Raw genomic sequence first — 26,259 nt, 5'->3', positions numbered from 1 at the left:
TTGCTTCACCCGCGCTCATGCGCGACAACCACGGTCGGTCTCTGGTTGCCGCTGGTTGAAAGACTGGGGTCACGTCAAGATCCGTATGCCGGCCTCTCGTCGAAAGTAGCTTTGGGAACAAAGTCGCTGAGGTCTGAGGGATGCGTCATAAGTTTCTCCTTTGGATGGCACGAACGGCGCGAAATTGGCCGGGGGAAAGGTCAGAGACCGTAGGTGCAAAGGGCGGGCCCGGGACGCGTGAGGACGGTGCGTTTCGACCAAATGGTGGACTGCCCATTGGGGATCGGACGGACTGGCGGCACGGCGATTTCGACCATCGGTCCACAGACCTGAATGATGGTGCCGCAGTTCGTTTCCGTGCCGACGACGATGTCCTTTTGGAAGGCTTCGTTCGCGCTCTGCTCGGCGGCATAATCCGCCCCGGTTTGCACGATCATAGCCGTATCGTGCCGCCGCACTCACGCTGCTCGTCGACCCGACACGGTTCCGGCATGTCGACGATGTCGCGGCCTATCTGGGCCTGACCCCGCGCGTCTACCAGTCGGGCGAGAGCCTGACACATGGCGGGATCAGCAAGATGGGCAACCAGCTGACCCGCACGCATCTGGTCGGCGCCGCGACCGTCATGCTGGCGAACACCAAGTCGTTCAGCACGCTGAAGGACTGGGGCATGAAGCTCAGCAAGCGGGTCGGCTTCAACAAGGCCAAGGTCGCGCTCGCCCGCAAACTGGCGATCGTGATGTTCAGCCTGTGGCGCGATGGCACCCACTTCATGGCCAAAGCCGCCGATGTGGGGCCGCACCGCGACCTGATGCAGGCGCGCGCGACCGCATAGAAATTCCAGGTTCACACCAGGTTCGTCCGCACAAGAGCGGCGAAACCGTCCTCCCGGGAGGCGGAGGGACAGGAGACTTCGGGCCTAAAGGTGAGGTGGCGACAACCTCGTGACGCTTGTTGAAGCTCCACCCTTTGCACGTGAATGCCCATGCTGCGGCAGGCGACAGGCCCAACGGCCATCACAAGCGCCCGACCGCGAAGAGACTGTTGCACTCCGGGAGTGATGACGGGTGATCTTGCAAACATCCGCGAAGGAGCAGATCATGAGGTAGCTTAAAGAAGTCGGGATATCCCTCACACCGAGGGGCAGCAGCTAGAGACTTTAGGCGGTGCCTTGGACATGCGTGACGGCCACCCGGCCGACACCTGTTGTCGACCGGCTGCAATGACCTGAGGTTACGACGCCTCACCTCCCGGGACGGACCGGGTGGCAGGGGTTCGCTATCATGACATCAGCTCGATTAGGAAGAGCGACGTCCGCAATGTGTCAAAGGATGGACCGTACCAAAGCCGGCGCGCCCACAACGGGCGTTGTTGGCACGCATGGGGGCGTGTAGGCGTGGGTCGATGCAAGACGGGCCGTGTCATGCCGGCACCCCGTCGATTGCCCATTCGCCTGAACCAGGCAGCGGTGCGGGACGTGATGACGAACGCTCTCGAAGAACGCGTCCGATTGTACGAAATGCTCGAACGGGTCGGGGCGGAGGACCGCGACGCACTCGGCGATCTGTATCGCATGACCTCGGCCAGGCTGTTCGGCATCTGCCTGCGCATCTGTGGCGATCGCAGTTCGGCGGAGGATGTGCTGCACGAAGTGTACACGATCGTCTGGAAACGGGCCGGCGGGTTCGAAGTGGGTCCGGCCAGTCCGATCGCGTGGCTGGCGACGATCGCGCGCAACCGGTCGATCGACTGGGTCCGGGCGCATGGCCGGCGGACGATGCGCCCGATCGAGGAGGCGCTGGACGTGGCGGACGATACGCCGGACCAGACGGTGGCGGCGGAACAGGCCGAAACCGCGCGACGGCTGTACGAGTGTCTCGAGGAACTGCATGCGCCGCAACGCGACGCCATCCGCACCGCCTTTGTCGACGGCATGACCTATGCCGAGATCGCCGATGCCCAGGGCGTGCCGTTGGGAACGATGAAGAGTTGGGTGCGGCGCGGATTGTTGCAGTTGCGCGGGTGTGTCGGCGATGATTGATCCCGATCCCGACATGATGGCGGCCGAATATGCGCTGGGGCTGCTGGAAGGTGCCGAGCGTGCCGCGGCGATGCGGCGATCGCTGAGCGATCCCGATTTCGCACGCGAGGTCGAATGGTGGCGGCACCGGTTCGCGGCGATGTTCGACGAATATGAGCCGGTAACGGCGCCCGCGTTACAGATCGACCGCATCGTCGCCGCGCCGGTCGCTGCCCCCGCTGCACGATCGAGGTTCCGATGGGCGTTCGTGCCGTTGGCCGCTGCGATCGCCGCTTCGGTCGCACTGCTGCTGCCCCGACCCGCACCGGTGGTCCCGCCGCCGCCGGTCGCGCAGCCGCAACCTACGCTGTTGGCGGCGCTGGCACCCACCGACCAGCGCGGCACGCCGATCGCCGCCTCGATCGACCTCGCCCGGAACGAGGTGCGCGTCGTCGCCCCCGGCCTGGCCCCGGCGGGCAAGGACGCGCAACTTTGGATCCTCCGCGACAGCGTGCCGCATGCGATCGGCCTGCTCGCCCGTACCGGCGCGACGCGCCTGCCGCTGCCGACAGCCGAGCGCGCCTTGCTGAACGCTGATGCGGTGCTGGCGGTATCGATCGAACCGCTGGGCGGTTCGCCCGAGCCGACCCCGACCGGTCCTGTCGTCGCCAGCGGGGCGCTGGCGCGGACGTAAAGTTGCCGACGGTTGCCGCCGTCACTGGAGTTGCCGCCAAGCAGTGAAGGATTATCAAGAAACACTCGATAGTTGCGAATAAATCTTTGTCGCGTCCGGATCGCGATAAGCGGTCGCTCCGTTCCTATTAAAGTTATCGCGCAGCGGATAGAAACGGCTTTCGATCCGTCGGGTCCTGACCGTACCGGTACGCATGACCTCACTGGACGCTTTCCCTGGCATCCCATAAGCAGGATGTCCGGCCCAGGGGCCGCATGGGGGGGAATGTTTAGATGGCAGGTCAGGGTTCGGCGCGTCTGCGCCGGTGGTCGTTCGCGATCGGTACGAGCATCGTTGCGATGGCGGCATCGTCGGCGGCACATGCGCAATGCTCGCCCGATCCGATGATCTCCTCGACCCTTACCACCTGCACCGGCACGGATAATGATGGTTTAATCGCCGATGTCTTCAACGGACGCGTGCTCGTGGCCGAAGGCGCAACCGTACGTGGCAGCTCCGACGCAGCCATTAGTACCCAATCGTCCACCACCACATTCACGATCAATGGCCGAGTTGATGGCGAAAACCGGATTGGCTTCCTTGTCACCAACGGCGAACCGTATTTGGGTCCGTGCGATCCCTATGCAGGTGTAACGCCCATCGTCTGCCCGCCGGGGCTGCAAACCTATTATCCATGGGCAACCGCTACCATCAGGATCGGCGCGGAAGGAACCATATCCGGTGCACAGGCACTAGTCAGCCGCCGTTCGCCCAACAACAATGTTGGCCGAATCTCCGTCAGCGTTACCAATGAAGGCCTGATTGAAGGTACCAGCGGCACTGCAATCCAGGATGCGAGCGGGCTTCTCAGCGTCGACAACAAGGCCGGCGCAACGATCCGCGGCATCGGCTACGCGATCGATACCGATGGCGCTCTGCTGCTGACCAATGCCGGGACGATCGATGGATCGGTCATTTCGCGTGCGGTGCTTGGCAACGAAAATGGCAGCAACATCAACACCCTTGCCGGTACGATCCGTGGCGACCTGATGCTGGGTGCCAGCAACGACACGCTGGCCGCACGCTATGTTGCCGGACAGATCGTTACCGGCGTCACCGGAACGATCGATGGTGGCGCGGGTCTCGATACGCTCGACTTGCGCCTGTCAGGCGACGCCAGTTTCACCTCGCTGCCGCTGCTATCCGGATTCGAAGTGCTGAACCTGCGGATGGAAAATACACCGACCGTTACGATCGGAGCGGCGGACAGTGTCGTCACCGGGCTGCTGATGCTGGGCGGCAACGGTAACGTTACGATCAATGGAACGCTGAGTGGGACTGGTCAGCTTCTGGGCGTAGGATCGTCCGATGGTGCGGCCACGGTCGTCAATGCTGGCACGATGCGAAATACGGCCAGCGCCGGCAACGGCTATCTGGCGTACGTCTACGCAGCAAAACGTTTTCAGAATGATGGCGTCATCGATGCTGCCGGCAACGGCGTTTCGATCCTGTCGCAGGGCATGTTCGTCAACAACGGGACGCTGCAGGCGAACGGAACGGCGCTGGAGCTGTCGGGTACCGGCTTCGCCAATAGCGGCACGATCCGCTCGACCGCCGGCATCGGCGCCATCATGCGCGGTTCGTCGGGCATGAACTGGAGCAACAGCGGCACCATCGAAGGGGCCGTGACCGGGGTTCGGCTCACCAGCAATCTGACCAACACTGGCCTGATCACCTCGCCGGTGCTGGCGGTCGATCTCGGCTATTACGGTATTCTGGATAATCGTGCGGGAGGCCGGATCGTCGGTGACATTCGTCCGCAGACCGCCGGTAGCCGCTTGTCCAACGCGGCCGTCGCCAATGCCGGGACGATCGACGGCAACGTCTCGTTCGGTGGTATCGGCCAAGAATACAGCTATGGCGCCAACCGCTATTTCGCACTGTCGGGCGGCGTGCTGAACGGAAACCTGACGCTGGGCCGCAACGAGACGCTCGTCACCTATCTGGGCGATGCGGGCAGCAGCGGCTTTGCCGGCATCAACGGGACGGTCATCGCGACGGATGCGTTGCTGCGCTATCGCGTCAACGCCGACACGACCACGGCGGCAATGGCGCGTCCGGGCTTCGCCGAGATCGGCTATGACCTGTACGATGGCGCCAAACTGACGCTGACCAGCGTCGGCACCCCGCTGATCGTAGCGGGCAAGGGCAGCGTCGACGTCACCGGCGATATCGTCGCCACCACCCGCTCGGCCATTTCGGTGTCGGAGGTCCTGATGGCCCCTGGCGAGACCCGGAGCGATCAGGCCGGTCTCGCCATCATCAGCCGCGGAACCATTACCCTCGACAGATCGAGTGGCAACGACGGTCTTGCCTTCGCCGCGGTGCAGACCGGACGCGAACATAGCTTTACCAACGCTGGCACGATCATCGTGCGCGGTGGAGACAGGTCGCAGGCTGCAATCGGTATCTACGCCTCCAGCCAGGGAACCGTCGTGAACGACGGGACGATTTCGCTCGATGGCGCAACCGGCATCTCGGAAGCCTTGAAGGTCACGAACAACGGCACGATCAGCCAGGTCGCTGGCGGTCGTGTATCGAACGGCATCTTTTCCTGGAGCGGCGTCGACCTCACCAATTCCGGTTCGATCGAGGTCGCCGGAAACGCCGTCGGCAGTTCGTCGTCGGTGACTGTCGACAATGCCGGCCGCATCGCCAGCACGAACGACGCCGCGATCGGGGGTGGCCAGTATAATCCGCAGGCGTTCATCACCAATCGCACCGGTGCCACGATCGCTGGCAACGGCACCGCGATCCGGGTCAGCGGCGGGACGCTGGTCAATGCCGGTACCATCATCGGCACTGTCGATCTCGGCTACAGCAGCTATAACTACAACAACCGATCCTATGGCAACGCGACCTATGACGGGTTGGGTGGTACGATCACCGGTGACCTGCGGTTCGGCAACGGCGACGACACGCTGATCGTCTATGACGACGTGACCGGCGTCAGCGGCATGATCGATGCCGGCGGTGGTACCAACACCTATATCCATGCCCGTTCCACCAGCGGCACGGTAACCCTGGGCCGGGACCTGCCGACCGGTTTCAGCGTCGAGGGCGTACGTGCCGCCGGACCGGATACGCAAGTAACCATCGCGGCTGCGGCACCCGCCACGAACGACCTGAAGCTGTCGGGCAACGGCAATATCGTCAACACCGCGACGATCGACGGTCTGGTATACACCGATACCTATCGTTGGGAAAACGGGATGATGGTGGCGGAGCCACTGCTCGCGTCGTTCACCAATCAGGGGCGGATGAACGGTGGCTTCGACGGCGGCGTCGGCCGCTTCGTCAATGCCGCCACGGGCATCGTGACGACCGGGAACCCGGATCGGTCGGGGGTACAGATCCGCCAGACCGGCGCGATCGATTTTGCGAACGCCGGCACGATCGACATCGGTGCAGGCAGCCTCGCCGTTTCGCTCTCTTCGAACAGCGCGGTGACCGCGGCGAATGACGGATCGATCAATGGCAAGCTCGGCATGTCGGTGCAGAACTTTACCGACGTGATCGCTGCTGCGCCGCTGACGGCATCGCTGGTCAACCGTGGCACGATCACCGGTGATCGCAACGCGATCGAGATGACTATGATCGATGCGGCTGACGGCGTATCGTCGATGACGCTCGACAATCGCGGCACGATCGAGACGACGGGCAGGGGCACAACTGCCGCCTATCTGGAGACGCGGGGCTCGTTCTGGTCCGGCAGCTCCACGGGCGGTACGCGGCAGGTCACCGTGACCAACAGCGGCACGATCCGGGCCAATGCCGGCGGCGAGGATGTCACCTACTCCTATTGGAGCTACAATCCGTCGACCGGTCAGATCGAGCAGCGGACCGATACCTACACCAGCGTTGCAACGGCATTGACGATGCTGGCCCTGCCGACCAGCGCAGCGCATTCCATAACGCTGAACAACAGCGCGACCGGCACGATCGAGGCGACGGGTGCCTTGTCGACCGCCGTGGCTGCGGTCGGTACGCTGGATCTCACCAATGCCGGTACGATCCGGGGCGGTGCCAGCTTCGCCGCGAACGGCGAAACCTATGCCGGAGCGATCCAGTCGTTCGATGCCAACGACCGGATCGTCAACACCGGCACGATCACCGGATCGATCGACACCGGCGCGGGTGACGACCGCGTCGAGAATTTCGGCACGCTTCAGGGCGACGTCTTCCTCGGCGAGGGTGACGACACCTTCCTCCACCGTGCCTCGGCCGTGCTGACCGGCACCGTCGATGGCGGGATCGGTACCGACAGCCTGATCGTCGACGCGGCCGGGGGCGGTACCGTCCGCGCCAGCCAGTTCGTCAATTTCGAACGCTTCAGCCAGATCGGCAGCGGCACGGTCGATTATATCGGCGCGTTCCAGACCACGACGCTCGACGTCAGCGGCGGCACCTTGGCGGTCGGTGCGGGCCAAACGCTCAGCAGCACCGGTCCGGTCACGATCACCGGCAGCGATGCGGCGGAAACCGTCGACAATGCGGGGACGATCACCGGTGCGGTGGCACTGGGTGCCGGCAACGATATCTTCGTCGATCGCGCGGGCAGCAGCGTCGTCGGTGGCGTCGATGGCGGTACGGGGGTCGACCTGTACCGCGTCGCCCTGTCGGGCGACCGCAGCGGGATCGGCATGCGCAGCGGCTTCGAGCAACTCGCGGTCGCCGGCAACGGCACGCTGGCGCTGACCCTCGACCAGAGCTTCGACAGCATCGCCCTGTCCGGCACAGGCCTCACGCTCGCGCTGAACGGCAACGCCGTCGGCACCATCACCGGCAGCGACGCGGCCGAAATGCTGCGGGTCGATGGCGATATCGGCCGCGCTGCACTAGGCGGTGGCGGCGACATGCTGATGCTGGGTACCGTGATCGCCAACGGCACCTATACCGGCGGGGCGGGTAATGACACGCTGCGCTTCTCGACCAACGCACCGATCACGCTGGCGGGAAGCGCCAGCGGGTTCGAAACGATTGCGCTCACCGGTACCACGCTGAACATCGGCGGGACGCTCGGCATGGCCGGCGATCTGACGACGTTGGGCGATAGCGCGCAGACGGTGGCGCTCACCAGTGGCGGCACGATCAACGGCACGCTCGATCTGGGCGCTGGCAATGACAGCTTCAGCCTTGCTCCCGGCGGCATGCTCAACGGCACCGTCGCAGGGGGCGCAGGGGATGACGTCGCCACCATCACGCTGGCCGGGACACGCACGCTCGACGCCGCCGCGCTGACCGGCTTCGAGACGCTGGCGAGCACCGGCACCGGCATGCTGACCCTGACCGGCGCGCAAAGCTATGGACAGGTGACCGCAGGTACCGACCTGACGATCGCCAGCGGCGCGTCGCTGACCACCGGCACCATACGCTTCGCCGGTGGCAACGAACGGCTGACGATCGCCGGCGGCTTTGCCGGCACGGTCGATGGCGGCGCGGGCAGCGACACGGTCACGGTATCGGGTGGCAGCGCCAGTGCGCCGGTCGCGTTCACGAACGTCAACAATGTCGAGACGTTCGGAATGACCGGCGGCTATGCGACCGTCTCAGGCAATGCGGCGCTCGGCAATGCAGCGCTGACTGGCGGGCGCCTGGTCGGGCTTGCAAACTCGACGATCGCAGCGAACCGTATCGATGTCGGCACGGGTGCAACCTTCGGTTCGGCCGGCACCGTCAACGGCAACGTCAATGTCGCAGGTACGCTCAGCCCCGGTGCGTCACCGGGTGTGATGACCGTCAACGGCAACGTCGCGCTGGCCAGTGGTTCGCTGTCGGTGTTCGAGCTGACCCCGACCGTCTCCGACAAGCTGGTTGTCAATGGTGCGCTCTCGATCGCCAGCGGTGCGACGTTGCAGATCGTGCCGGTGGGCACGCTCCGCGCTGGCACCAGCTACGATCTCATCACCGCCAGCGGCGGGATCACCGGCGGGTTCACGACTGTCAACAAGCCGTCGAGCCTGTTCGGGGTGATCGTACAGCGCACCGACCGCATCCAGCTGCTCGGCCAGTTCCTGACCGACGCTCGCTTCTCGCCGCAGGTGGCGCGCAGCATCGCCTATGCGAACGCCACGCTGGCGGTGCAGCCCGCGACCAGCACGCTGTTCGACAGCCTGCCGGCGCTGGTCGAAACGTCGGGAGCATCGAATGCGCGTGGCTTTGCACAGCTGACGCCGGAGGCCTATGCCTCGGCGACGCAGCTGGGTGTCGATCATGCGCTGTCGCTGACCCAGGTCGCACGTGGCAATGCCTTTGCGACCGACCGGCAGGATGCCGGCGCCTTCACCTTCGCGCAGACGATCGGCCAATGGCACACGCTGCAGGGCGATGCCGCAGAGGGTAGCAACACCGCTCGCGCGCAAAGCTACGGCTTCCTGGGCGGGGTCGGCTATGGCGACCGCAGCTGGATGATCGGCGCGTTCGCGGGGTATCTGAACGGCCGGCAGCAGATCGGCGCGCTGGGCGCGCGCACGCGGGCCGATGGCGTCGTCGCCGGCATCCACGGCCGTTACGGGGCTGACAGCGGATGGGGCTTCAGCGCGTCGCTGCTGTACGATGGCGGTACGGCGGATACGGTGCGGGCACTGCCGACCGGGCGTAACGGGACCGGCAGCTACGATCTGCATAGCTGGGCCAGCGATGTCGCCGCATCCTATGGCATCGACGTTGGCGATGGCTGGTCGCTCCGCCCGCGGGTCGGCGTGACGTACATCCGCACCTCGCGTGAGGGGTTGTGCGAAACCGGGGCCAGCCCGTTCGCCCTGACTGTTGCGGGCAACCGGCACGTATCGGGCTTTGCCGATGCCGGGCTGACGCTGGCGCGCAGCGATGCCTCGGACGCACCGTTCCGGCCGTTCGTGTCGCTCGGCGCCCGCTATCAACTCGAGGGGCAGCGGGCGACGGCACTGGCAGGCTATGCCGGCAACGGCCTGGGCCTGGTCGCGGTCGGCGCAGGCCGTACCGAACTGGTCGGCACCGCCGCCGGCGGTGTCGCCTATCGCCTGCCTAGCGGTCTCGACATCTTCGCCTCCGCCTCGGCTCAGACCGGGCGGGACGATCATCAGGAGACGATCAGCACCGGCGTACGGCTGCGCTTCTGAACCAGACCGGCTCCGACCTCGCGCAAGGTCGGAGCCCACTTCCTCAATCGTGCCGCAGCGCCCAGGCTGGCGCGGCACGGCTTGCGCGGAGCGACTGGCCGAGCACGGTCAGCACCGCAACCAGCAGCGCCACCGCGGTCGCGCCGGCGAAGAACAGTGGCGACAGCGGAATCGCGTCCTCGAACCCCGCCAGCCAGGTCCGCATCGCAAGATAAGCGAGCGGCCAGGCGACGAGGTTCGCGATCAGGACGGGGCGCAGGAACTGCCCGACCAGCAGCTTGACGATATCGAGCGACGACGCGCCCAGCGTCTTGCGGATACCGATCTCCTTCACCCGGCGCTGGGTGTTGAACGAGGCGAGGCCCCATAGCCCGACGCAGCCGATCAGCACGGCCAAGCCGGCGCCGATCCCGAACAGCCGCGTGGCGCGGTCGTCGGCTTCGTAGAAATTGGCAAGGCGGGTGTCGGCCGTATCGCCGGCGAAGGGCACCTGCGGCACCATCCGCTGCCACAGCGCCCGCACCGACGCCAGCGCGCTGCGCGGATCGCCGGTTACCCGCAGGGTGGTGACCAGCGTGCCGATCGTCTCCGGCTTGCGGTAATAGATGTAATAGACCGGCGGATTGGGGCTGCGCGGGGATTCGAAGCGCAAATCGTCGACGACGCCGATGATCGTGCGCGGCCGATCGCCGCCCACCGTCTTGCCGATCGCATCCTGCGGAGAGGCGAAGCGCAGCGGGGTCAGCGCGCGGCGGTTGATGACGATGTTGCGCCCCTCGCTGGACTTGCGCTCGGTCGCATCGTCGCCGCCATGCGCATCGTCGAACCAGCGCCCGGCGAGCAGCCGCGTGCCATAGGTTTCGAAGAAGCGCGGCCCGATGGCGATATGGCGCAGCGACGGACCCGGTCCGGCGACGCCAGGCAGCGGAACATTGTCGTTGTTGGTTTCGCCGCTACCGCCCGCCGCACTGTTCGCGAAGGTCAGATCCTTCACCTGCGGCAATGCCCGCATCGCGCTGAACACCGCTGCGCGGCGTTCGACCGGGAACAGCGAGTCCGCGGTGGACGTCAGCACCAGCAGTCCGTCGCGCTGGAAGCCCAAATCGGCCGAACGGACATGGCGGGTCTGCGCGACCAGCACGGCGGTGCCGATCATGAAGGCGATGGCGAGACCGAACTGCCCGATCACCAGCAGTTCGCGGATGCGCGTACCCGCACGCCCGCCACCGGGCGAGCGCGCCGAGGCGAGCACGGCGGCGGCGGGAAAGCGCGACAGCAGGATCGCGGGATAGACCCCGGCCAGCACCCCGACGATCACCGTCAGCAGCGCCAGCGCCGGCACCACCACCTCGTACGGGATAGTCAGCGACAGGCCGCCCGCCGCATTGACCAGCGGCAGGCCCAGTTCGGCAAGGATCAACCCGCCCAGCGCGGCGATGGCGACGGTCAGCACCGCTTCACCGAGGAACTGACGGACCAGCGTACCGCGATCGGCGCCGAGCACCTTGCGCATCGCCACTTCGCGGGCACGCAGGCCCGCCCGGGCGGTGGCGAGGTTGATGTAGTTGACCACCGCGATCAGCAGCGTCAGCACGCCGACCAGGCCCAGCGTGACGACGGTCGTCTTGGCACCGCTGCTGTCCTGCCCTTCCGGTTCGAGATGCAGGTCGGCGAGCGGCAACAGCTTCAGGTTTTGAACGTCCGACGCCTTGCGGCCGAAATCGGCCAGTTCCTTGCCACGCCGGTCGACGAATGGCGGCAGCTTCGCTTCGAACGCGCGCGCAGCGGCGGGCGTGTCGAAGCGCAAATAGGTCTGCAGGTTCGTGCTGCCCCAATGATACCAATATTCGCTCGGCGGCGTGCGGGGCAGCGGAATCAGGATCGATATGCCGAAATCGGTATTCTTGGGCAGGTCGCGGAACACGGCGGAGACGCGATAGGGCTGCGTCTTGCTGAAGCCGACGATCATCGTCCGGCCGATCGGATCGCTGCCGCCGAAATATTTGCGGGCGATCGTCTCGCTGATCGCGACATTGCCCGGCCGTGCCAGCGCGGTCGCCGCATCGCCCTTCACCAGCGGAAAGCGCAGCACCGTGAAGACCGAGGGATCGGCCATCGCCACATCCTCCGACACGGCGCGGCCATTGGCGGTCACCGTACCGCTGCCGAAACCGCCCAAGGTGCGGGTGCCGACGACGCCCGGAAAATCCTCGCGCATCTGATCGAGCAACCCGCCCATCGTATAGGGATAGGCGCCGTTGGCCGGACTGTCGGGCAGGGTCCAGACCGTCTCCACGATGTACGTCTTGTCGTAATCCGGCAGCCATTTCTCGAAACTGGTCTCGAACCGGACATAGAGGCCGAGGATCAGGAACACCGCGATCCCGACCGCAAGGCCACCGATGTTGAGCGCGGCATAGAGCTTGTGGCGCACAAGCGAGCGATAGAGCGACAGCAACGTGAAGCGGTTCATGGCCTTCCCCCTGTTTCCTGGATCAGCCGCAGGTGACGCGGGCCATACCGCTCTTGGACACCGCGCATTGCGGGCGGCCGGTGACGGTCACGCGGGTGATGCCGCTGGCGTCGATCCCCGCCGGGCCGTTCACCTGCGCACGGACCGATCCGGTGCCGCTGGCATCGACCGACAATGCGGCGGTGGTGAGTGTCGAGGTGTCGACATGTCCAGTCCCGCTGGCATCGATCGCCAGCGCGTCGGCCCGGCCATCGGCGACGATGCGCCCGGTGCCGCTCAGGTCCAGCGACAGCCGCGATGCCCGCACCCCGCGCAGCGTCGCGGTGCTGGTACCCGATACGTCGATCGTCGCGCGGGTGGCGCGCAAGCCGTCAATGGCGAGGGCGCCGGTGCCGCTCATCCGCGCCTCGAAGCTCGGCGTGTCGAACGCGGCAATGCGGACCGATCCGGTGCCGCTGGCGTCGATCGCGGTCAGGCGCGGCAGGGTGATGGTGATGTTCGCTGCCGGCTTGTTCTGACGGCTGTCGCAGCTGCCCTTGGCACGCAGTAGCGTCAGCACCCGACCGCGCACCGCGACGCCGATCGCGGCCAGCGACCCCGCCTGCCCCTCAGCCCGGACCGCGAAGCGCGCGCCGAAGGTGATGGCTACATGGTCGCAGCCGCGCACGTCGATCCGGTCGAAATCGGCGGCGGCGAAGCTGCGCGTGGTGACCTGCGCCAGCGCCGGGGTCGGCACGGCGGAAGCGAGCAGCGCGAGGGTGAGAAGCGGTTTCATGAGGCAGGTCTCCGGTCGGGAGGAAAGGGGGAATGCGCCGCCACCGGCCCGGGGCCGTATCCCTGCGCAGGCTGAGATCCAGAGCGGCAAACGCGAAGGTTGGTTGGTGTGGCCCTGGCCCCCCGCCTGCGCGGGGGTACGCAGGAACAGGGGTCGGCCCGGCCGCATCACATCGCCCGCATCGCGCTGGCGACGATGCGCCCGTCGAGCATGTCGATGCGCCGCCTGGCCATGTCGGCATGGGCGGGCGAGTGGGTGACCATCACGATCGTCGCGCCGTCGTCGTTGAGCGCGCCCAGGATGTTCATCACCTGCTCGCCATTGGCGGTGTCGAGATTGCCGGTCGGTTCGTCGGCCAGGATCAGTTTGGGATCGCCGACGATCGCGCGGGCGATCGCCGCGCGCTGCTGCTGCCCACCCGACAGCTGGTGCGGGAAATGACGGGCGCGGTGGGCGATGCCGACCTTGTCCATCGCCGCGGCCACCCGCCCCTTCCGGTCGCCAGCGTCGCTGCGATAGGCGAGGCCGAGCGCGACATTCTCCTCGATCGTCAGCTCGTCGATCAGGTTGAAGCTCTGGAACACGAAGCCGAGTGTCGATCCCCGGAACTTGGCGAGATCCTTTTCATCGAGCGCGGCAAGGTCCCGCTCACCGAACAGATATTTGCCGCCGGTCGGGCGATCGACGGTGCCCAGCGTGTTGAGCAAGGTCGACTTGCCGCAGCCCGACGGGCCCATGATCGCGACGAACTCGCCCGCTTCGACATGTAGGTTGATATCGGCCAGCGCGGTCGTCTCGACCTCGTCGGAGACATAGCGGCGCTGGATATTTTCGAGACGGATCATTGGTCCCCCCTTAGTGTATGTTGATGGTGTCGCCCTTCACGGTCGACAGATTGCTGGTGACGATGCGGTCGCCGAGGTTCAGCCCCGACAGGATCTCGACCACTTCCGGATTGCGGCGGCCAATCCGGACCGCGCGGCGCGTGGCATGGGTGCCGTCGCTGTCGAGGACGAAGGCGAAGGCACCATTTTCCGCCGCCAGCCACCCGCCGACCGGTGCGACGATCGCCTTCGATGCGGCGCCCAGCGTGATGCGGATGTCGATGGTCTGGCCGCGGTTGAGGTTAGAGGGGGTGGTGTCGAACGTCAGCTCGACCCGGAACCGCCCGTCCTTCACCGTCGGCAGGACTTTCGACACGGTCAGCGTCGCGCCATCGGCCCGCGCCTTCTGCCCCACCGCGACGCGGCCGATGTAGAATTCGTCGACATCGGCCTCCAGCTTCCACAATCCCTCGCTGTCGACCTGTCCCGCCGGGTCGCCGGGCTTGAGCGTTTGCCCCGGTTGCAGCGTGAAGTTGGTCAGCCGCCCGGCGGCGGGCGCGCGGATGGTCAGCGCCGACAGGCCGCCGCGCACCGCCGCGAGATTGCCGGCGAGCCGCGCCTGCGTATCGGCAAGCCGTGCACCTTGCGTCGCGGTGATCCGCGCCTCGGTGCTGCTGCCAGCGCGCAGCTGCGCGAGGCGGCGGGCCTGATAGTCGGCCTCAGCGCGATAGCCGGCGACGCCCGCTTCGGACACGATGCCCTTGTCGAACAGCTGCTGGCGGATGGCGAGGTCGCGGCGCGCCTTGATGAGGTCGTATTCGGCCTGTGCCACCTGCGCCGACCGGTCGAGCCGGCTGCGCTCGATCCCCAGCCCCTCACCCGCGACCGCGCCCAACTGGCTGGCGATCGCCGCCTCGCGCGTCAGCACCTCGAGGCGCAGTTCGGGGTTGGCGAGCGTCGCCAGCGGCTGTCCGGCGGCGACCATCGCCCCGTCCTGCACCAGCAGCGTCTCGACCTGCCCGCCCGACAGCACCCCGACCTGCGTGGTCAGGCGGGGTGCGACGACGCCGCGCACCGGCAGGTAATCGTCGAACGCGGCGCGGGTCACCTCGCCGGTCTCGATCCGGTCGGCATCGATATCGGTCGATCCGGCGGCGGGCAGGAAGCGCCACAAGGCGACCGCCGCCAGCACCACCGCCACCGCGATCCACAACGGACGCTTGTGCCACCAGCGGGCGCGGGGGCGCTCCACGCGGCGGTCCATGGCGGCACCGGGGGCCGTCCCCTGCCCGGTCGTCGTGCTGCTTGCGCCGTCTGTCGGTTCGGTCATCATGGACACAGTGTCACCGATCCGGGCGGAAAATCCTAAGTGCCTATAACCGAACGATATTCATCCGATGGACGGAGAAGTGACCGTCCATGTCCGGACGCACTGTCCGAAAATGGACAGGAGCCGGGCACGTCAAGCAGGCTGAACGTGCTGCTAATCGACGACAATGCCAGCGTCGCCGAATCGATCGCACTGGCGGTGCGCCTCGGCGGGCACCGCATCGACAGCGCGGCGACGCCGGAGGAGGCACTGTCGCGGCTTGCCGCCCAGCGCTACGACGTGGTGCTGCTCGACATGAACTATGCCGCCGGGCGGACCGACGGCGCGGAGGGGCTGGCGCTGCTGGCGCGCATCCTGTCCGACGATCCGGCGGCGGCGGTCGTCGTCATCACCGCGCATAGCGGGGTGCGCATCGCGGTGGAGGCGATGCGCGCGGGCGCCCGCGATTTCATCATGAAGCCGTGGCGCAATGCCGATTTGCTCGCCCGCATCGCCACCGCCGCGCGGGCACAGGTACCGGTCGCGGCCACGCCGCAACCGGTGGCGGCCGAACCGGCGCGGCTGTTGGGCGACAGTGCGGCGATGGCGACTTTGCGCGATCTGATCCGGCGCATTGGCCCGACCCGCGCCGGGGTGGTGGTGACCGGTCCCGCCGGATCGGGGCGCGGCTTGGCCGCCGCCGCGCTTCACGCCGCCTCTGCCGATGCCGGGGTGGCGATGCCGGTCATCGACCTGCGCGACGATACAGCATGGAGTCAGATTGTCGACACGTCGACGATCCTACTGCGTCACCCCGACCGTCTGGGCGAGGTCGCGCAGGCGCGGTTGCTGGCGCGGCTGCCCGCCGACACCCGCTGCATCGCCATCGCCGACAGCGCGGGCGGCATCCTGCCTGCGCTCGCCCGCCGCATCGCCACGGTCGAGATCGCGGTGGCGCCGCTCGCCGCGCGCGGCGACGATGCGCTGCTGCTCGCGCGCCATTTCCTGCGGATGGCGGCGGCGCGGCATGGGCGGCCGGTCCCCGCCTTCACCCCCGCTGCCGAGGCACGGATCCTGCGCGGCCCGTGGCCAGATGAGGTGCGCGGGCTGGCCGCGGCGATCGAGCGCGCGGTCCTGCTCGGCGACGGTACGATCGACACCGCGCTGCTCGCGCCCGAGCCGGTGGCAATGGTCGCGGCGGACGCGCCGGTGCGCTTCGACCTCGACGAAAACGAACGCGCGGTGATTGAGGCGGCGCTGCGCGAACATCGCCACAATGTCAGCCATGCCGCAGCGGCGCTCGGGCTGAGCCGCGGCGCGCTGTACCGGCGGATGGCGCGCCATGGGTTGTAGGCCCCGCCCCCCTGCCTTCTGTCGTACCCCCGCGCAGGCGGGGGTCCAGAGCCAAGCGGAACCACGGTCGCGCTTCATCACCCTGGGCCCCCGCCTGCGCGGGGGTACGGACCGCTTGCACCCCCACCCCCGTATCCGGGCAAAGGTCGGCGACCGCCGGCGCATCGCGATATACCGCCCATGCTGACCCCCGAACGCCGCCGCACCCTCGCCGCGCTCGGATCGGGCATCACCCTGACGCTGGGTGGCGCGGGGCTGGTACTGGCATGGCAGGCGGGGATCTGGGGATCGCTGCTCGGCACGCTCGGCATTATCGCCTGGGCGCTGGCGCTCGGCTGCTGGATCGCGCTGCGTCGCGCCGCCGCCCTCCCCGCCCCGCTCGCGACGGCGCACGACACGCTGCCGATCGCGGCGCTGCTCGACCAGGTGCCCGTCCCGCTGCTGCGCATCGATGCCGCGCAGGTCCGCGCGATCAACCGCGCCGCGCGCGCGCTGTTCGTCGCCGACGACCGGCTGATCGCGCCGCCGCCCGCACTCACCGATCCCGCCGCGCAGCACCTGCGCCATGCCGGGCGGCGCTGGCGGATCGATGCGGTGACGCTCGGCCCCGACACCCGCCTCGCCGCGCTGATCGACATCGCGGCGGAGGAACATGCCGCGCAGGAACGCGCCAGCGACGAGATGATCGACATTCTCGGCCACGAACTGCTCAACGGCTTGTCGCCGATCGTGTCGCTGGCCGACAGCGCGATGACCGCCGCCGCCCGCGGCGACGCAATGCTTGGCGATATTCTTTCCACCCTGGCCCGCCGGGTAGAAGGCCTGGAGGGGTTCACCCGCGCCTATCGCGAACTGGCCCGCCTGCCCGATCCGGTGCCCGGCCCGGTCCCGCTCGGCGAACTGGCCGACGATCTCGCACGGCTGTTCCGCGGGCGGTTCGGCGAAGCGGTGACGCTGACCGTCGCGGCCGAGGGCACGGCGCAGATCGACCATGACCAGATGGTGCAGGCGCTCTGGGCATTGCTCCAGAACGGCGCCGAAGCCGCCCTAACCAGCGATGCGCCGGCACGGGTCGCACTGACGCTGCGCGCCGACCCCGGCTTCGTGGCGGAGGTGCAGGACAGCGGCCCCGGCATCGCCGCCGCCGATCGCGCGCGCATTTTCCGCCCGTTCCACACCGACAAGGCGGGCGGCTCGGGCATCGGCCTGACGCTCGCCCGCCGCATCGCCCGCGCCCATGGCGGCGAACTGACGCTCAACGACACGCACGCGACATGCTTCCGCCTGATGCTACCCGACATGTCGACAGGTCGAGGTGTCGAATGAGCGACAGGTCGAACGGCTATGAGTTGATCGCCGACCGCTTCCTTGCCGTCCGCTCGGACATCGGCGTCGAGGTCGTGCGGGACTGGGCCCGTACCCTGCCTGTCGGTGCGGCGATCCTTGACATCGGCTGCGGCAGTGGCTGGCCGGTCGCGACGACGCTGGCCGAAGCGGGCCACCGCCTCGTCGGGATCGATCCCTCCCCGACCCTGCTTGCCGCCTTCCGCCGCGCCCTACCCGATGCCGAGACCGCCTGCGAAGCCGCCGAGGACAGTCGCTTCTTCGGCCGCCGCTTCGACGGCGCGGTCGCGGTCGGGCTGTTGTTCCTGCTGCCCGAGGCGGCACAGGCGACGCTGATCGCGCGCGTCGGACGGGCGCTCCACCCCGGCGGCGGCTTCCTGTTCACCGCCCCGCGGATCGCTGCGACGTGGCGCGACATGCTGACCGGGCGGGTGTCGCGGTCGCTGGGCAAGGGCGCCTATCGCGCGCTGCTGGCCGGTGCCGGCCTCCATCCCCCTCGGATTATTGCCGATAGCGGCGGAAATGACTGGTTTACGGCAGTTGCCGGGTCGACGGACCGGGCCTAAGGTCGGACGAATTGGTAACGAGGATCGTGATTGTCCGTGGACGGCCGGCAACCAGCGCAGCACCGTCGCGATCGTCCCGCCACGCACCGGCGCATCTGGTCGCGTGGGCCGTCACGCGGTGACCGTCGATGAGCGCGCTGCCCCCCGGTGATATCGATGCGATGCGTGGCAAGCCGCTGCGCCGCACCCTCATCGCGAAACCGGTCGCCGTGCCGGACGCTCCGCCGGTCGACACCACCCGGCGGCTCGCCACCTGTCGCTGCGGCTCGGTCCGTGCCATCTGCACCGGCGCACCGCTGCGCGTGCTGGCCAACCATTCCCCCGACAGCCAGCGCCGCAGCGGCAGCGCGTTCGCGGTCGACGCCCGCTTCGCTCAGGATCGCGTGTCGCTCGACGGGCCGACCAGTCGCTGGTCGGCGCTGGAGGGCGACGGCACCCGGACGACCTATCGTTTCTGCGCGACCTGCGGATCGACGCTTGCCTATACCAACGATGCCCGACCGGGCGAGGTCGCGATTCCGGTCGGCGCCTTTGCCGATCCGGCATTTCCGCCACCCACGGTGTCGGACTGGGAACAGACCCGCCAGCCATGGGCCGCAATCACCGGCGACGCGGTCGAGCACCGCGACTGACGCCGCCATCGACCTGTCGACAGGTCGACGTCAGTGGCCGTAGCGCTTGATCCCACGCTGGCGCAGGCGGCGGCGCTGGCGGCGGCGATAGGCAATGATCGCCCAGGGGATGACGATCAGCGCAACGACGCCGATGATCGCATAGGCCAGGAATTCGCGGGACAGGTCCATCGGGGTTTCTTGCAATCTCACAGCCGCCCTGTCCATGATCGTGATCAGGCACAGGGTGGAAATTTGGGTCCGGTCGCCGACCATAACCGATCGACGTGTCGACAGGTAGAGCCGTCGACAGCCTATTCCCCGATCGGGCTCTCACCATATTTGCGCAGCACGTCATTGAACGCCTCAGCCATCAGCGCCTGCAGGCTGCGATCCTGTCGCCTCGCCAGCATGTGCATCGCCAACGACATATCGGGCGTGAAGAAGCCGGCGATCTGCTTGCGACCCTGCCGGCTCGCCGGGCCCTTGGCGTCGGCGGCGGCGGCAGCAGCCGGTGCGGCGGGGGCGGCCGCCGGGGCAGGGGGCGGCGGGGTCGCGCGGTCGCGCAGATTGGCGAAGGACGGCTTGCGGCTCATGCCATGACTTTCCGGAAACGGGGGGCCGGCATGTCGAGCTGTCGACATGTCCACTTGTAGAGTTCGCGAACTTCTTCGGCCGCCTTGCCGGCGGGTTCGCTTTCCATGACCGTGCGCCCCTCGGCACTGGCATGGCGGTATGCGGCGCGATCGGGGAGCAGTACGGGGCAGGGCGGTGTGCCGAAGCTGTCGACCAGCTCGCCCGCCTCCTGATACACGCGCGGCGCATTGGGCGGGCCGGCGGTGAACACGACGAACGCCGGACGGCGCAGCAGCTGCACCAGCTTGGCGGTGGTCTGGATCGCCGACAGGTCGAACGCGCTCGGCCGGCACGGGATTAGCACCAGGTCCGCCGCCTCGACTGCGGCGCGCGCCGCGCTGTCGGCATGCGGCGGGGTGTCGATCACGATCACCTCTGCACCCTGCGCGGTCGCGGCGGCGATCTTGGCGGCCAGGCGGGGCGGGGGGCTGTCGATGACTTCGGGCGGTGCTTCGCCGCGCCACGACGCCCATTGGCTGGCGGTCGCCTGCGGATCGGTATCGACGACCAGTGCGACCCGGCCCGACGCCTGAGCGGCGGCGGCAAGGTGCAGCGCCAGCGTCGTCTTCCCCGCGCCGCCCTTCTGGCTGATGATGGCTATTGTCGGCATGTCGTCGCTTCTACCTGTCGACATGCCGACACGTCAAGCTGTCGAGGTGTCGGAACGGGTATTGCCGGTCGATCCATCCCCTGTGTTATGCTGCCGCGATAAAGGCGTTCGTCGAAGCGATAGCGATCGGGACGCTGGATAAGGCAGGGTCGTTCCTCACCCTACTGATGACGATCGCCGCCTTCCCGTTTCCGGTCGGCTTGCCGCCGACTTGGTTGCCGATGCGGCCGAAGCCGATTGGTCGATACCATGGGGTATGAGGCGTGTTGCGGCACGGAAGGGCGTTGGTGGGCCGGCTGCATCGCTTCCCTGCAAAAGCCCCTGCGAACCTTGGCAGCGTCCGCCATCTGGATAGGATGTCGCCGTGGACGAGGAGGATCCAGAGCCATTCCGGTGGAGCGACGAGCCCGAACTCGAATATAAGCTGCTGGGCTGGGGGTGCCTGTTGCTGCTCGCCCTGCCGTTAGCCGCTGCCTTTTACATCGCCTTCCGCTTCTGCGATCACGGCTGCGGCTAGCGTAGCCCGGTTACCGGTCCTTTCCCCGCTTCGTTATCGGAAGCACTGCACGAACGAGTCTGCCGGCTTGGTTTCGTCGAAGACACAATCATTCCGCGTCTTCACCGCCGCTTGCGTGAACAGCCTGATGACGGCGAGCTTTGCCGGATTGAAGGATTCGAGCCGTGGAAAACATCGCGCGGCGCCCGCCGTACGCACCTGCCCGTCGACATTCGCCTCGAAGCTGGCCGTGTCGCCATGGCAGCCGGCGGAACCGTTCGGGACCTTTCCGATACGTTTCGGATGCGTAGACCGCCGCGTCCAGAGCGGTGAGTTCCTGCCAGATCGAAGCGGCGATGACATGACGCTCGGCGGGTTTGTCGTTCCACGTCAGAAGCAGCGTCACCTAATCGTCGCGATGGCGCTCGATCTCATGGTCGGCGGACGGCCCGGAAGCCAGACCGAGACCTGCAAACGGCGAACATTCCGGCCGCTTCTCGCGGCCTCCTCGATCGGCGTCAGGCCGGCGGCGATGAACTGTTGGCGGCGAAACGCTGCGTTCTCGGCGATACCCCGCCGGAATGCGGCCTTGGTCGGGGTCTGTTCGACCGACGCGATCAGAAAGAATGCGGCCAGGAACATACCCAACCTTTACCGAAACCTCCACGAACGGCAATGCACGCTATCGGAAGCCGAACGGTTTCGAACGCTTACGATGAACCGACATGTCGACACCCCGACATGTCAACCTTCGGATCAGCGCTGCGGAAACACCGCCATCTCCGCCAATTGATGCAGCGCCGCACCGACCAGGCAGCCGATCAGCACCTCGATCCCGCGTGCGAAGCCGGCTTGGGCGATGCCCTGGCCCGGTGCCACCGTCAGCAGCACGATCGCCGCGGTCCACATCGACAACCGCAGGTCGCTCCGCCAGCGGACCAGTGCGGCGCAGATCGCGACGGCCACGCCCAGAGTCACGCCCGGCCCGGCCCCGGCCAATAGGTTGCCGACCGCGATCGCCACCCCGATCCCGACCGCCGTCGCCACGAGCCGCCAGCCCAGCGTCCGCCGGGTATCGCCCAACCGGTCCTGCGACACGACCAGCGCCGATACCGTCGCCCAGACCGGATGATCGAGCCCCGCCCACGACGCGATCGGCAGCGCCAGCACCGCTGCACCGGCACAGCGCAGCACGAACGCCGCCGCCGCCAACCGCCCCGGCATCACCGCAGCAGATTGGCCTTGGCCAGTTCCAGCACCTCGTCGCCGCGCCCGCTCATGATCGCGCGCAGCGTGTAGAGGCTGAACCCCTTGACCTGTTCGGCCTGGATCTTGGGCGGCATGGCGAGTTCGAGCGTCTCGGTCACCACATCGACCAGTGCCGGGCCATCATGCGCGAACGCAGCGCGCAGCACGCTTTCCAACTCGTCCGACCGCGTCACGCGTGCGCCGAAAAAGCCCATCTGCGCCGCGACCGCGCCGAAATCGGGGTTCTTCAGCGCGACATTGGTGTCGACATAGCCCGCCGCCTTCTGCTCCATCTCGACGAAGCCCAGCGTCGAATTGTTGAAGACGACGATCTTGATCGGCAGGTTCATCTGCACCGCGGTCAGCATGTCGCCCATCAACATGGTGAGGCCACCATCGCCCGACAGCGACACGACCTGTCGTCCCGGATAGGCCGCCTGCACGCCCAGCGCCTGCGGCATCGCATTGGCCATCGACCCATGGTTGAACGATCCGATCAGCCGCCGCCGCCCGTTCATGGTCAGGTAGCGCGCCGCCCACACCGCCGGCGTGCCGACGTCCGCCGTGAACACCGCATCCTCGGTCGCAAGCCGGTCGACCACCTTCGCCACGAATTGCGGATGCAGCGGCTTGTCGCCGTCGCGCGCCGTGGCGAGATCGTCCAGTCCCTCGCGCGCTTTCGCATAATGCGCCCGCGCCTTGGTCAGGAAGGCGTCGGAGCGATCGGGCGCGATCTGCGGGGTCAGCAGCGCTGCCGCCTCGCGCACATCGCCGACGATGCCGATGTCGATCTGCGCCCGCCGCCCGAGCGCGGAAGGATCGCGGTCGATCTGCGCGATCTTCGCCTTTTCGGGATAGAAGTTGCGATAGGGGAAATCGGTGCCGAGCATCAGCAGCGTGTCGCACTCCATCATCGCATGATAGCCCGACGAAAAGCCGATCAGCCCGGTCATGCCGACGTCGTACGGGTTATCCCATTCGATCCACTCCTTGCCGCGATAGGCATGGACGATCGGGGCGTTCAGCGCCGCCGCCAGCGCCACGACTTCGTTATGCGCACCGGCGACGCCCGCCCCGCACAACAGGGTCACCGCCTGCGATCCGTTGAGCAGTTCGGCAAGCCGGGCGATCTCCTGCACCTGTGGCACGACGCGCGGGGGCAGGGGGGTCGCGAAGTCGGCGCGGGCATTGTCCGGCGCGTCCTTCAATGCCACGTCGCCGGGGATCACCAGCACTGCCACCCCCTGCTTGCCGATCGCGGTGCGCAGCGCGCGGTGGAGCAGTTCGGGCATCTGTTCGGGGGTCTGCACCATCTCGCAGAAATGGCTGCATTCGCGGAACAGTTCGGTCGGGTGCGTTTCCTGGAAATAGTTCAGGCCGATCTCGCTCGACGGGATATGCGCGGCGATGGCGAGGACGGGCGCGCGGTTGCGCTGGCAATCGAACAGCCCGTTGATGAGGTGAAGATTGCCCGGCCCGCAGCTGCCGGCGCACACCGCCAGCCTGCCGGTCGCCGCCGCCTCTGCGCCTGCGGAGAACGCCGCGACCTCTTCGTGGCGGACATGCATCCATTCGATCTCGCCCGAACGGCGCAGGCTGTCGTTGATCGCGTTTAGGCTGTCGCCCGTCACGCCCCAGATCCGCTCGACACCCGCCGCGATCAGCGTGTCGGTGATGAGATCGGCGATCTTCATGATGTTTCCCTCGAATGATGGTCGAGGGCGAAACGAGGGGCGGGCGGTTTGGCTTCGTGAGCGTGGTTGCAATGACGGCAAGCCAGATTTCTGGAGGACGGCAGCCTACGATGCCGCCATCATCCTATTGCACGGTCGTGCCGGCGATCGCGACCTCGGCCACCCGCCCGCGACGCCGCTCCAGCATCTGGCGTTCGGACAGCGAGTTGCCGATCGCCGCCCTGTCCGTCGATCGCGTATCGATCCTGTCCTCGACATAGCCAAGGGCCATCATGGTCCCGAGTACGGCAGCGCCAAAGGCACCAGCGGTCAGATATCCGTTGCGCTTCGTCATAGGGTTCATCCCGATACTAGCGAAAATCCCCCTGAAAACAGGCATTGCCGGCTTTGGGTCCCCGCCATCCCGTTCGGTCTGAAGCGTACCTTTCGATCTTGGGCGATCAGGCGATCTCCGCCACCGCGGTCCCCGCCTGTCGCTCGAACAGCCGCCGATACTGCCCGTCCGGCGCGGCGAGCAGCGCGTCGTGGGTGCCGTCCTCGACGATCCGCCCGCCGACGAACACCAGAATGCGGTCGAGCGCGCGGACGGTCGACAGGCGATGGGCGATGACGATCGCGGTGCGGCCGATCATCAACCGCTCCATCGCCTGCTGGATCGCCGCCTCGCTTTCGGAATCAAGGCTGGAGGTCGCTTCGTCGAGGATCAGGATCGGCGCATCCGCCAGGAACGCGCGCGCGATCGCCACCCGCTGGCGCTCGCCACCCGACAGCTTGACGCCGCGTTCGCCGACCAGCGTGCGATAGCCCTTGGGCAACGCCATGATGAAGTCGTGGGCGTTGGCGAGCCGCGCCGCCTGTTCGATCTGCGCTTGCGTCGCGTCGGGCCGGCCATAGCCGATATTCTCGGCCAGCGTCCGGTGGAACAGCACCGGTTCCTGCGGCACGATCGCGACCTGTCGGCGGAGCGACGCCTGGGTCGCCTGCGCCACGTCCTGCCCGTCGATCGTCACCTGCCCGGCATCGACGTCGTAGAGCCGCTGGATCAGCTTCACGAAGCTGGTCTTGCCCGATCCCGACGGCCCGACCAGCCCGACGCGCTGACCCGCCGCGATCGTCACCGACAGCCGCTCGTACAGCGGCCTGTCCTGCCCGGCATAGCGGAACGTCACGTCGTCGAACACGATCGCACCGCCGCCGATCGCGATCGGCCGCGCATCGGCACGGTCGGCGACGCCCAGCGGTTCGTCGTGCAGCGCGACCAGCTCCTCCATCTCGTTCACCGCGCGCTGCAACTGGTGCACATATTGGCCGATGTCGCGCAGATAGCCGTTGAGCACCAGATAGCTGGTGACGACATAGGCCATGTCGCCGGCACTCGCCCGACCCTGCGCCCATAGCCACAAGGCGGTGCCGGTCGCGGCGATGCGGATCAGCCAGAGCAGCGCCAGCTGCCCCGACCCGGCCCAGGTAAAGGCCAGCCAGGTGCGCAGCGTCCGCCGCCGCCATTTGGCGACGGTCCTGGCCAGCAGCGCCTCTTCGCGTGCCTCGCCGCCGAAGGCCTTCACCACCGCATTGGTACCGATCGCATCGGCCAGCACCCCGCCCATCCGGGTATCCCACTGGTTCGACAGCCGCGCGATCGGCGCCAGCACCCGCGTCGCCAGCCACACGGTCAGCGTGATATAGCCGACCGCGCCGACCCCCATCACCAGCCCCAGCAGCGGCCAGTGGAGCGCCAGCAGCGCGACCGTGCCGACCAGCACCGTCAGCGACGGCAGCAGCGAGAGCAGCAGCACGTCGTTGAGCGTATCGAGCGCCCACATGCCGCGCGTGATCCGCCGGACCGTCGACCCGGAAAAGGCATTGGCATGCCAGTCGGTCGACAGCCGCTGGACGCGGGCGAACGCCTCCTGCGTCACGTCGCGCATCATGCCCAGCGTCAGCGGAGTGATCGTCCACCACCCCAGATGGCGCAGCACGACCATCGCCCCGCCGAGCAGGGTAATGGCCGCGAACGCGCGCCAGGCCGCCGCCGACGCGCCGCTGCCGACCGCGTCGATCATCCGCCCGGCATAGAGCGGCACGAACACCTCGGTCAGCGTCGCCAGCAGCATCGCCGCCCCGCACGCGACCGCCAGCCACGGCGTGCGCGCCCAGTGGCGAAAGGTAAAGGCGAGCACCGCGCGCAGCACGGAGGCGCGCGGAAACAGATCCTCGGTATCGTCGTCGGTCATGGCAGTTTCCGCGGCGGGTGCGCGGTCCTTGTAATCAGCAGGGGCAGGTCGGTCGGAGACCGCGGGCGTCAGTGGTGGAGAAGGCCACCGACCCGAAGATCGCCGGGGGCGGGCATGGTGCAATTGGTCATGTCGCCCTCCCTGTCGTGCGTGCTGGACGCCGATCCCATAACCGATCGGACGGGGAATTGGTAGGCGGCGGACAACGCTGCGAAAGGTGACGAAGGTTGCAC

General features: G+C 67.4%; 24 protein-coding genes. 9 read left to right on the top strand and 15 right to left on the bottom strand.

The window, feature by feature from the left end; genetic code table 11:
- Positions 1 to 200: 200 nt before the first annotated feature.
- Entirely contained in the window at positions 201 to 437 is a 237-nt protein-coding gene (locus ACTHQV_RS17375) for a hypothetical protein (RefSeq protein ID WP_440492000.1), read from the bottom strand.
- A 26-nt stretch (positions 438 to 463) separates the two neighbouring features.
- On the opposite strand from ACTHQV_RS17375, the gene ACTHQV_RS17370 reads away from it, so the two are divergent.
- The 3 genes from ACTHQV_RS17370 (at position 464) to ACTHQV_RS17360 (ending at position 2,714) form a co-directional block, all read left to right on the top strand.
- Positions 464 to 835: a transposase gene (locus ACTHQV_RS17370; RefSeq protein WP_440492001.1), complete on the top strand. Its 372-nt coding sequence runs from the start codon at positions 464 to 466 to the stop codon at positions 833 to 835.
- Between the two features lie 645 nt (positions 836 to 1,480).
- The gene (locus ACTHQV_RS17365; RefSeq protein WP_440491999.1) at positions 1,481 to 2,041 is read left to right on the top strand and encodes a sigma-70 family RNA polymerase sigma factor; all 561 of its coding nucleotides are present in this window, start codon (positions 1,481 to 1,483) and stop codon (positions 2,039 to 2,041) included.
- Positions 2,034 to 2,714 (top strand): anti-sigma factor, encoded by a 681-nt coding sequence (locus ACTHQV_RS17360; RefSeq protein WP_242121545.1) that lies wholly within the window; start codon positions 2,034 to 2,036, stop codon positions 2,712 to 2,714. Before ACTHQV_RS17365 ends, ACTHQV_RS17360 begins: the two co-directional genes overlap by 8 nt.
- Before the next feature lie 280 nt (positions 2,715 to 2,994).
- Here ACTHQV_RS17360 and ACTHQV_RS17355 read toward each other — a convergent pair whose 3' ends face one another.
- Complete coding sequence (locus tag ACTHQV_RS17355; RefSeq protein WP_440491998.1) at positions 2,995 to 3,258, bottom strand: hypothetical protein; 264 nt, start codon at positions 3,256 to 3,258, stop codon at positions 2,995 to 2,997.
- Positions 3,259 to 3,316: 58 nt separating this feature from the next.
- Here ACTHQV_RS17355 and ACTHQV_RS17350 point away from each other — a divergent pair, with 58 nt between their 5' ends.
- The gene (locus tag ACTHQV_RS17350) at positions 3,317 to 9,853 is read left to right on the top strand and encodes an autotransporter outer membrane beta-barrel domain-containing protein (RefSeq protein ID WP_440491997.1); all 6,537 of its coding nucleotides are present in this window, start codon (positions 3,317 to 3,319) and stop codon (positions 9,851 to 9,853) included.
- Positions 9,854 to 9,896: 43 nt separating this feature from the next.
- On the opposite strand, the gene ACTHQV_RS17345 is transcribed toward ACTHQV_RS17350, so the two are convergent.
- The 4 genes from ACTHQV_RS17345 to ACTHQV_RS17330 form a co-directional block, all read right to left on the bottom strand.
- Positions 9,897 to 12,326, bottom strand: a complete 2,430-nt coding sequence (locus ACTHQV_RS17345) for an ABC transporter permease (RefSeq protein WP_440491996.1) — start codon at positions 12,324 to 12,326, stop codon at positions 9,897 to 9,899.
- Between the two features lie 22 nt (positions 12,327 to 12,348).
- A complete protein-coding gene (locus ACTHQV_RS17340; RefSeq protein WP_440491995.1) occupies positions 12,349 to 13,101 on the bottom strand; it encodes a GIN domain-containing protein in 753 nt (250 codons plus the stop codon).
- A gap of 167 nt (positions 13,102 to 13,268) precedes the next feature.
- Positions 13,269 to 13,946, bottom strand: coding sequence for an ABC transporter ATP-binding protein (locus ACTHQV_RS17335; RefSeq protein WP_440491994.1), 678 nt, complete (start codon positions 13,944 to 13,946; stop codon positions 13,269 to 13,271).
- A gap of 10 nt (positions 13,947 to 13,956) precedes the next feature.
- Positions 13,957 to 15,255, bottom strand: coding sequence for an efflux RND transporter periplasmic adaptor subunit (locus ACTHQV_RS17330; protein ID WP_440491993.1), 1,299 nt, complete (start codon positions 15,253 to 15,255; stop codon positions 13,957 to 13,959).
- A gap of 147 nt (positions 15,256 to 15,402) precedes the next feature.
- Here ACTHQV_RS17330 and ACTHQV_RS17325 point away from each other — a divergent pair, with 147 nt between their 5' ends.
- The 4 genes from ACTHQV_RS17325 to ACTHQV_RS17310 all read left to right on the top strand — a co-directional run bounded on the left by ACTHQV_RS17325 (position 15,403) and on the right by ACTHQV_RS17310 (position 19,129).
- Positions 15,403 to 16,587 (top strand): sigma-54-dependent transcriptional regulator, encoded by a 1,185-nt coding sequence (locus tag ACTHQV_RS17325; RefSeq protein WP_440491992.1) that lies wholly within the window; start codon positions 15,403 to 15,405, stop codon positions 16,585 to 16,587.
- Between the two features lie 180 nt (positions 16,588 to 16,767).
- Entirely contained in the window at positions 16,768 to 17,913 is a 1,146-nt protein-coding gene (locus ACTHQV_RS17320; RefSeq protein ID WP_440491991.1) for a sensor histidine kinase, read from the top strand.
- The gene (locus ACTHQV_RS17315) at positions 17,910 to 18,497 is read left to right on the top strand and encodes a class I SAM-dependent methyltransferase (protein ID WP_440491990.1); all 588 of its coding nucleotides are present in this window, start codon (positions 17,910 to 17,912) and stop codon (positions 18,495 to 18,497) included. Before ACTHQV_RS17320 ends, ACTHQV_RS17315 begins: the two co-directional genes overlap by 4 nt.
- Positions 18,498 to 18,625: 128 nt before the next feature.
- On the top strand, positions 18,626 to 19,129 hold the full coding sequence (locus ACTHQV_RS17310; protein ID WP_440491989.1) for a GFA family protein: 504 nt from the start codon (positions 18,626 to 18,628) through the stop codon (positions 19,127 to 19,129).
- A 30-nt stretch (positions 19,130 to 19,159) separates the two neighbouring features.
- On the opposite strand, the gene ACTHQV_RS17305 is transcribed toward ACTHQV_RS17310, so the two are convergent.
- From ACTHQV_RS17305 to parA, 3 genes are read right to left on the bottom strand one after another with little or no spacing between them, the layout of a single operon-like run.
- Entirely contained in the window at positions 19,160 to 19,384 is a 225-nt protein-coding gene (locus ACTHQV_RS17305; protein ID WP_440491988.1) for a hypothetical protein, read from the bottom strand.
- Between the two features lie 38 nt (positions 19,385 to 19,422).
- Positions 19,423 to 19,704 (bottom strand): ribbon-helix-helix domain-containing protein, encoded by a 282-nt coding sequence (locus tag ACTHQV_RS17300; RefSeq protein WP_440491987.1) that lies wholly within the window; start codon positions 19,702 to 19,704, stop codon positions 19,423 to 19,425.
- The gene (gene parA / locus ACTHQV_RS17295; protein WP_242121493.1) at positions 19,701 to 20,354 is read right to left on the bottom strand and encodes a ParA family partition ATPase; all 654 of its coding nucleotides are present in this window, start codon (positions 20,352 to 20,354) and stop codon (positions 19,701 to 19,703) included. Before parA ends, ACTHQV_RS17300 begins: the two co-directional genes overlap by 4 nt.
- A 364-nt stretch (positions 20,355 to 20,718) precedes the next feature.
- On the opposite strand from parA, the gene ACTHQV_RS17290 reads away from it, so the two are divergent.
- Positions 20,719 to 20,871: a hypothetical protein gene (locus tag ACTHQV_RS17290; protein ID WP_440491986.1), complete on the top strand. Its 153-nt coding sequence runs from the start codon at positions 20,719 to 20,721 to the stop codon at positions 20,869 to 20,871.
- A gap of 88 nt (positions 20,872 to 20,959) precedes the next feature.
- Here ACTHQV_RS17290 and ACTHQV_RS17285 read toward each other — a convergent pair whose 3' ends face one another.
- From ACTHQV_RS17285 to ACTHQV_RS17260, 6 genes are all read right to left on the bottom strand, one after another.
- Positions 20,960 to 21,256, bottom strand: coding sequence for a hypothetical protein (locus tag ACTHQV_RS17285; RefSeq protein WP_440491985.1), 297 nt, complete (start codon positions 21,254 to 21,256; stop codon positions 20,960 to 20,962).
- On the bottom strand, positions 21,253 to 21,492 hold the full coding sequence (locus ACTHQV_RS17280) for a hypothetical protein (RefSeq protein ID WP_440491984.1): 240 nt from the start codon (positions 21,490 to 21,492) through the stop codon (positions 21,253 to 21,255). Before ACTHQV_RS17280 ends, ACTHQV_RS17285 begins: the two co-directional genes overlap by 4 nt.
- Positions 21,493 to 21,606: 114 nt before the next feature.
- Positions 21,607 to 22,074, bottom strand: coding sequence for an FUSC family protein (locus ACTHQV_RS17275; RefSeq protein WP_440491983.1), 468 nt, complete (start codon positions 22,072 to 22,074; stop codon positions 21,607 to 21,609).
- Complete coding sequence (gene poxB, locus ACTHQV_RS17270; protein WP_440491982.1) at positions 22,074 to 23,792, bottom strand: ubiquinone-dependent pyruvate dehydrogenase; 1,719 nt, start codon at positions 23,790 to 23,792, stop codon at positions 22,074 to 22,076. The genes ACTHQV_RS17275 and poxB overlap by 1 nt, the downstream gene beginning before the upstream one ends.
- Before the next feature lie 124 nt (positions 23,793 to 23,916).
- Positions 23,917 to 24,126, bottom strand: a complete 210-nt coding sequence (locus ACTHQV_RS17265) for a hypothetical protein (protein WP_440491981.1) — start codon at positions 24,124 to 24,126, stop codon at positions 23,917 to 23,919.
- Positions 24,127 to 24,232: 106 nt separating this feature from the next.
- Positions 24,233 to 26,026: an ABC transporter ATP-binding protein gene (locus ACTHQV_RS17260; protein ID WP_440491980.1), complete on the bottom strand. Its 1,794-nt coding sequence runs from the start codon at positions 26,024 to 26,026 to the stop codon at positions 24,233 to 24,235.
- Positions 26,027 to 26,259: the final 233 nt, after the last annotated feature.

It is taken from the genome of Sphingomonas sp. SAFR-052, from assembly GCF_051965015.1.
Classification (GTDB): Bacteria; Pseudomonadota; Alphaproteobacteria; order Sphingomonadales; family Sphingomonadaceae; genus Sphingomonas.
Note: the sequence above shows the minus strand (reverse complement) of the source record. Positions and strands in the feature narration are given on the sequence as shown.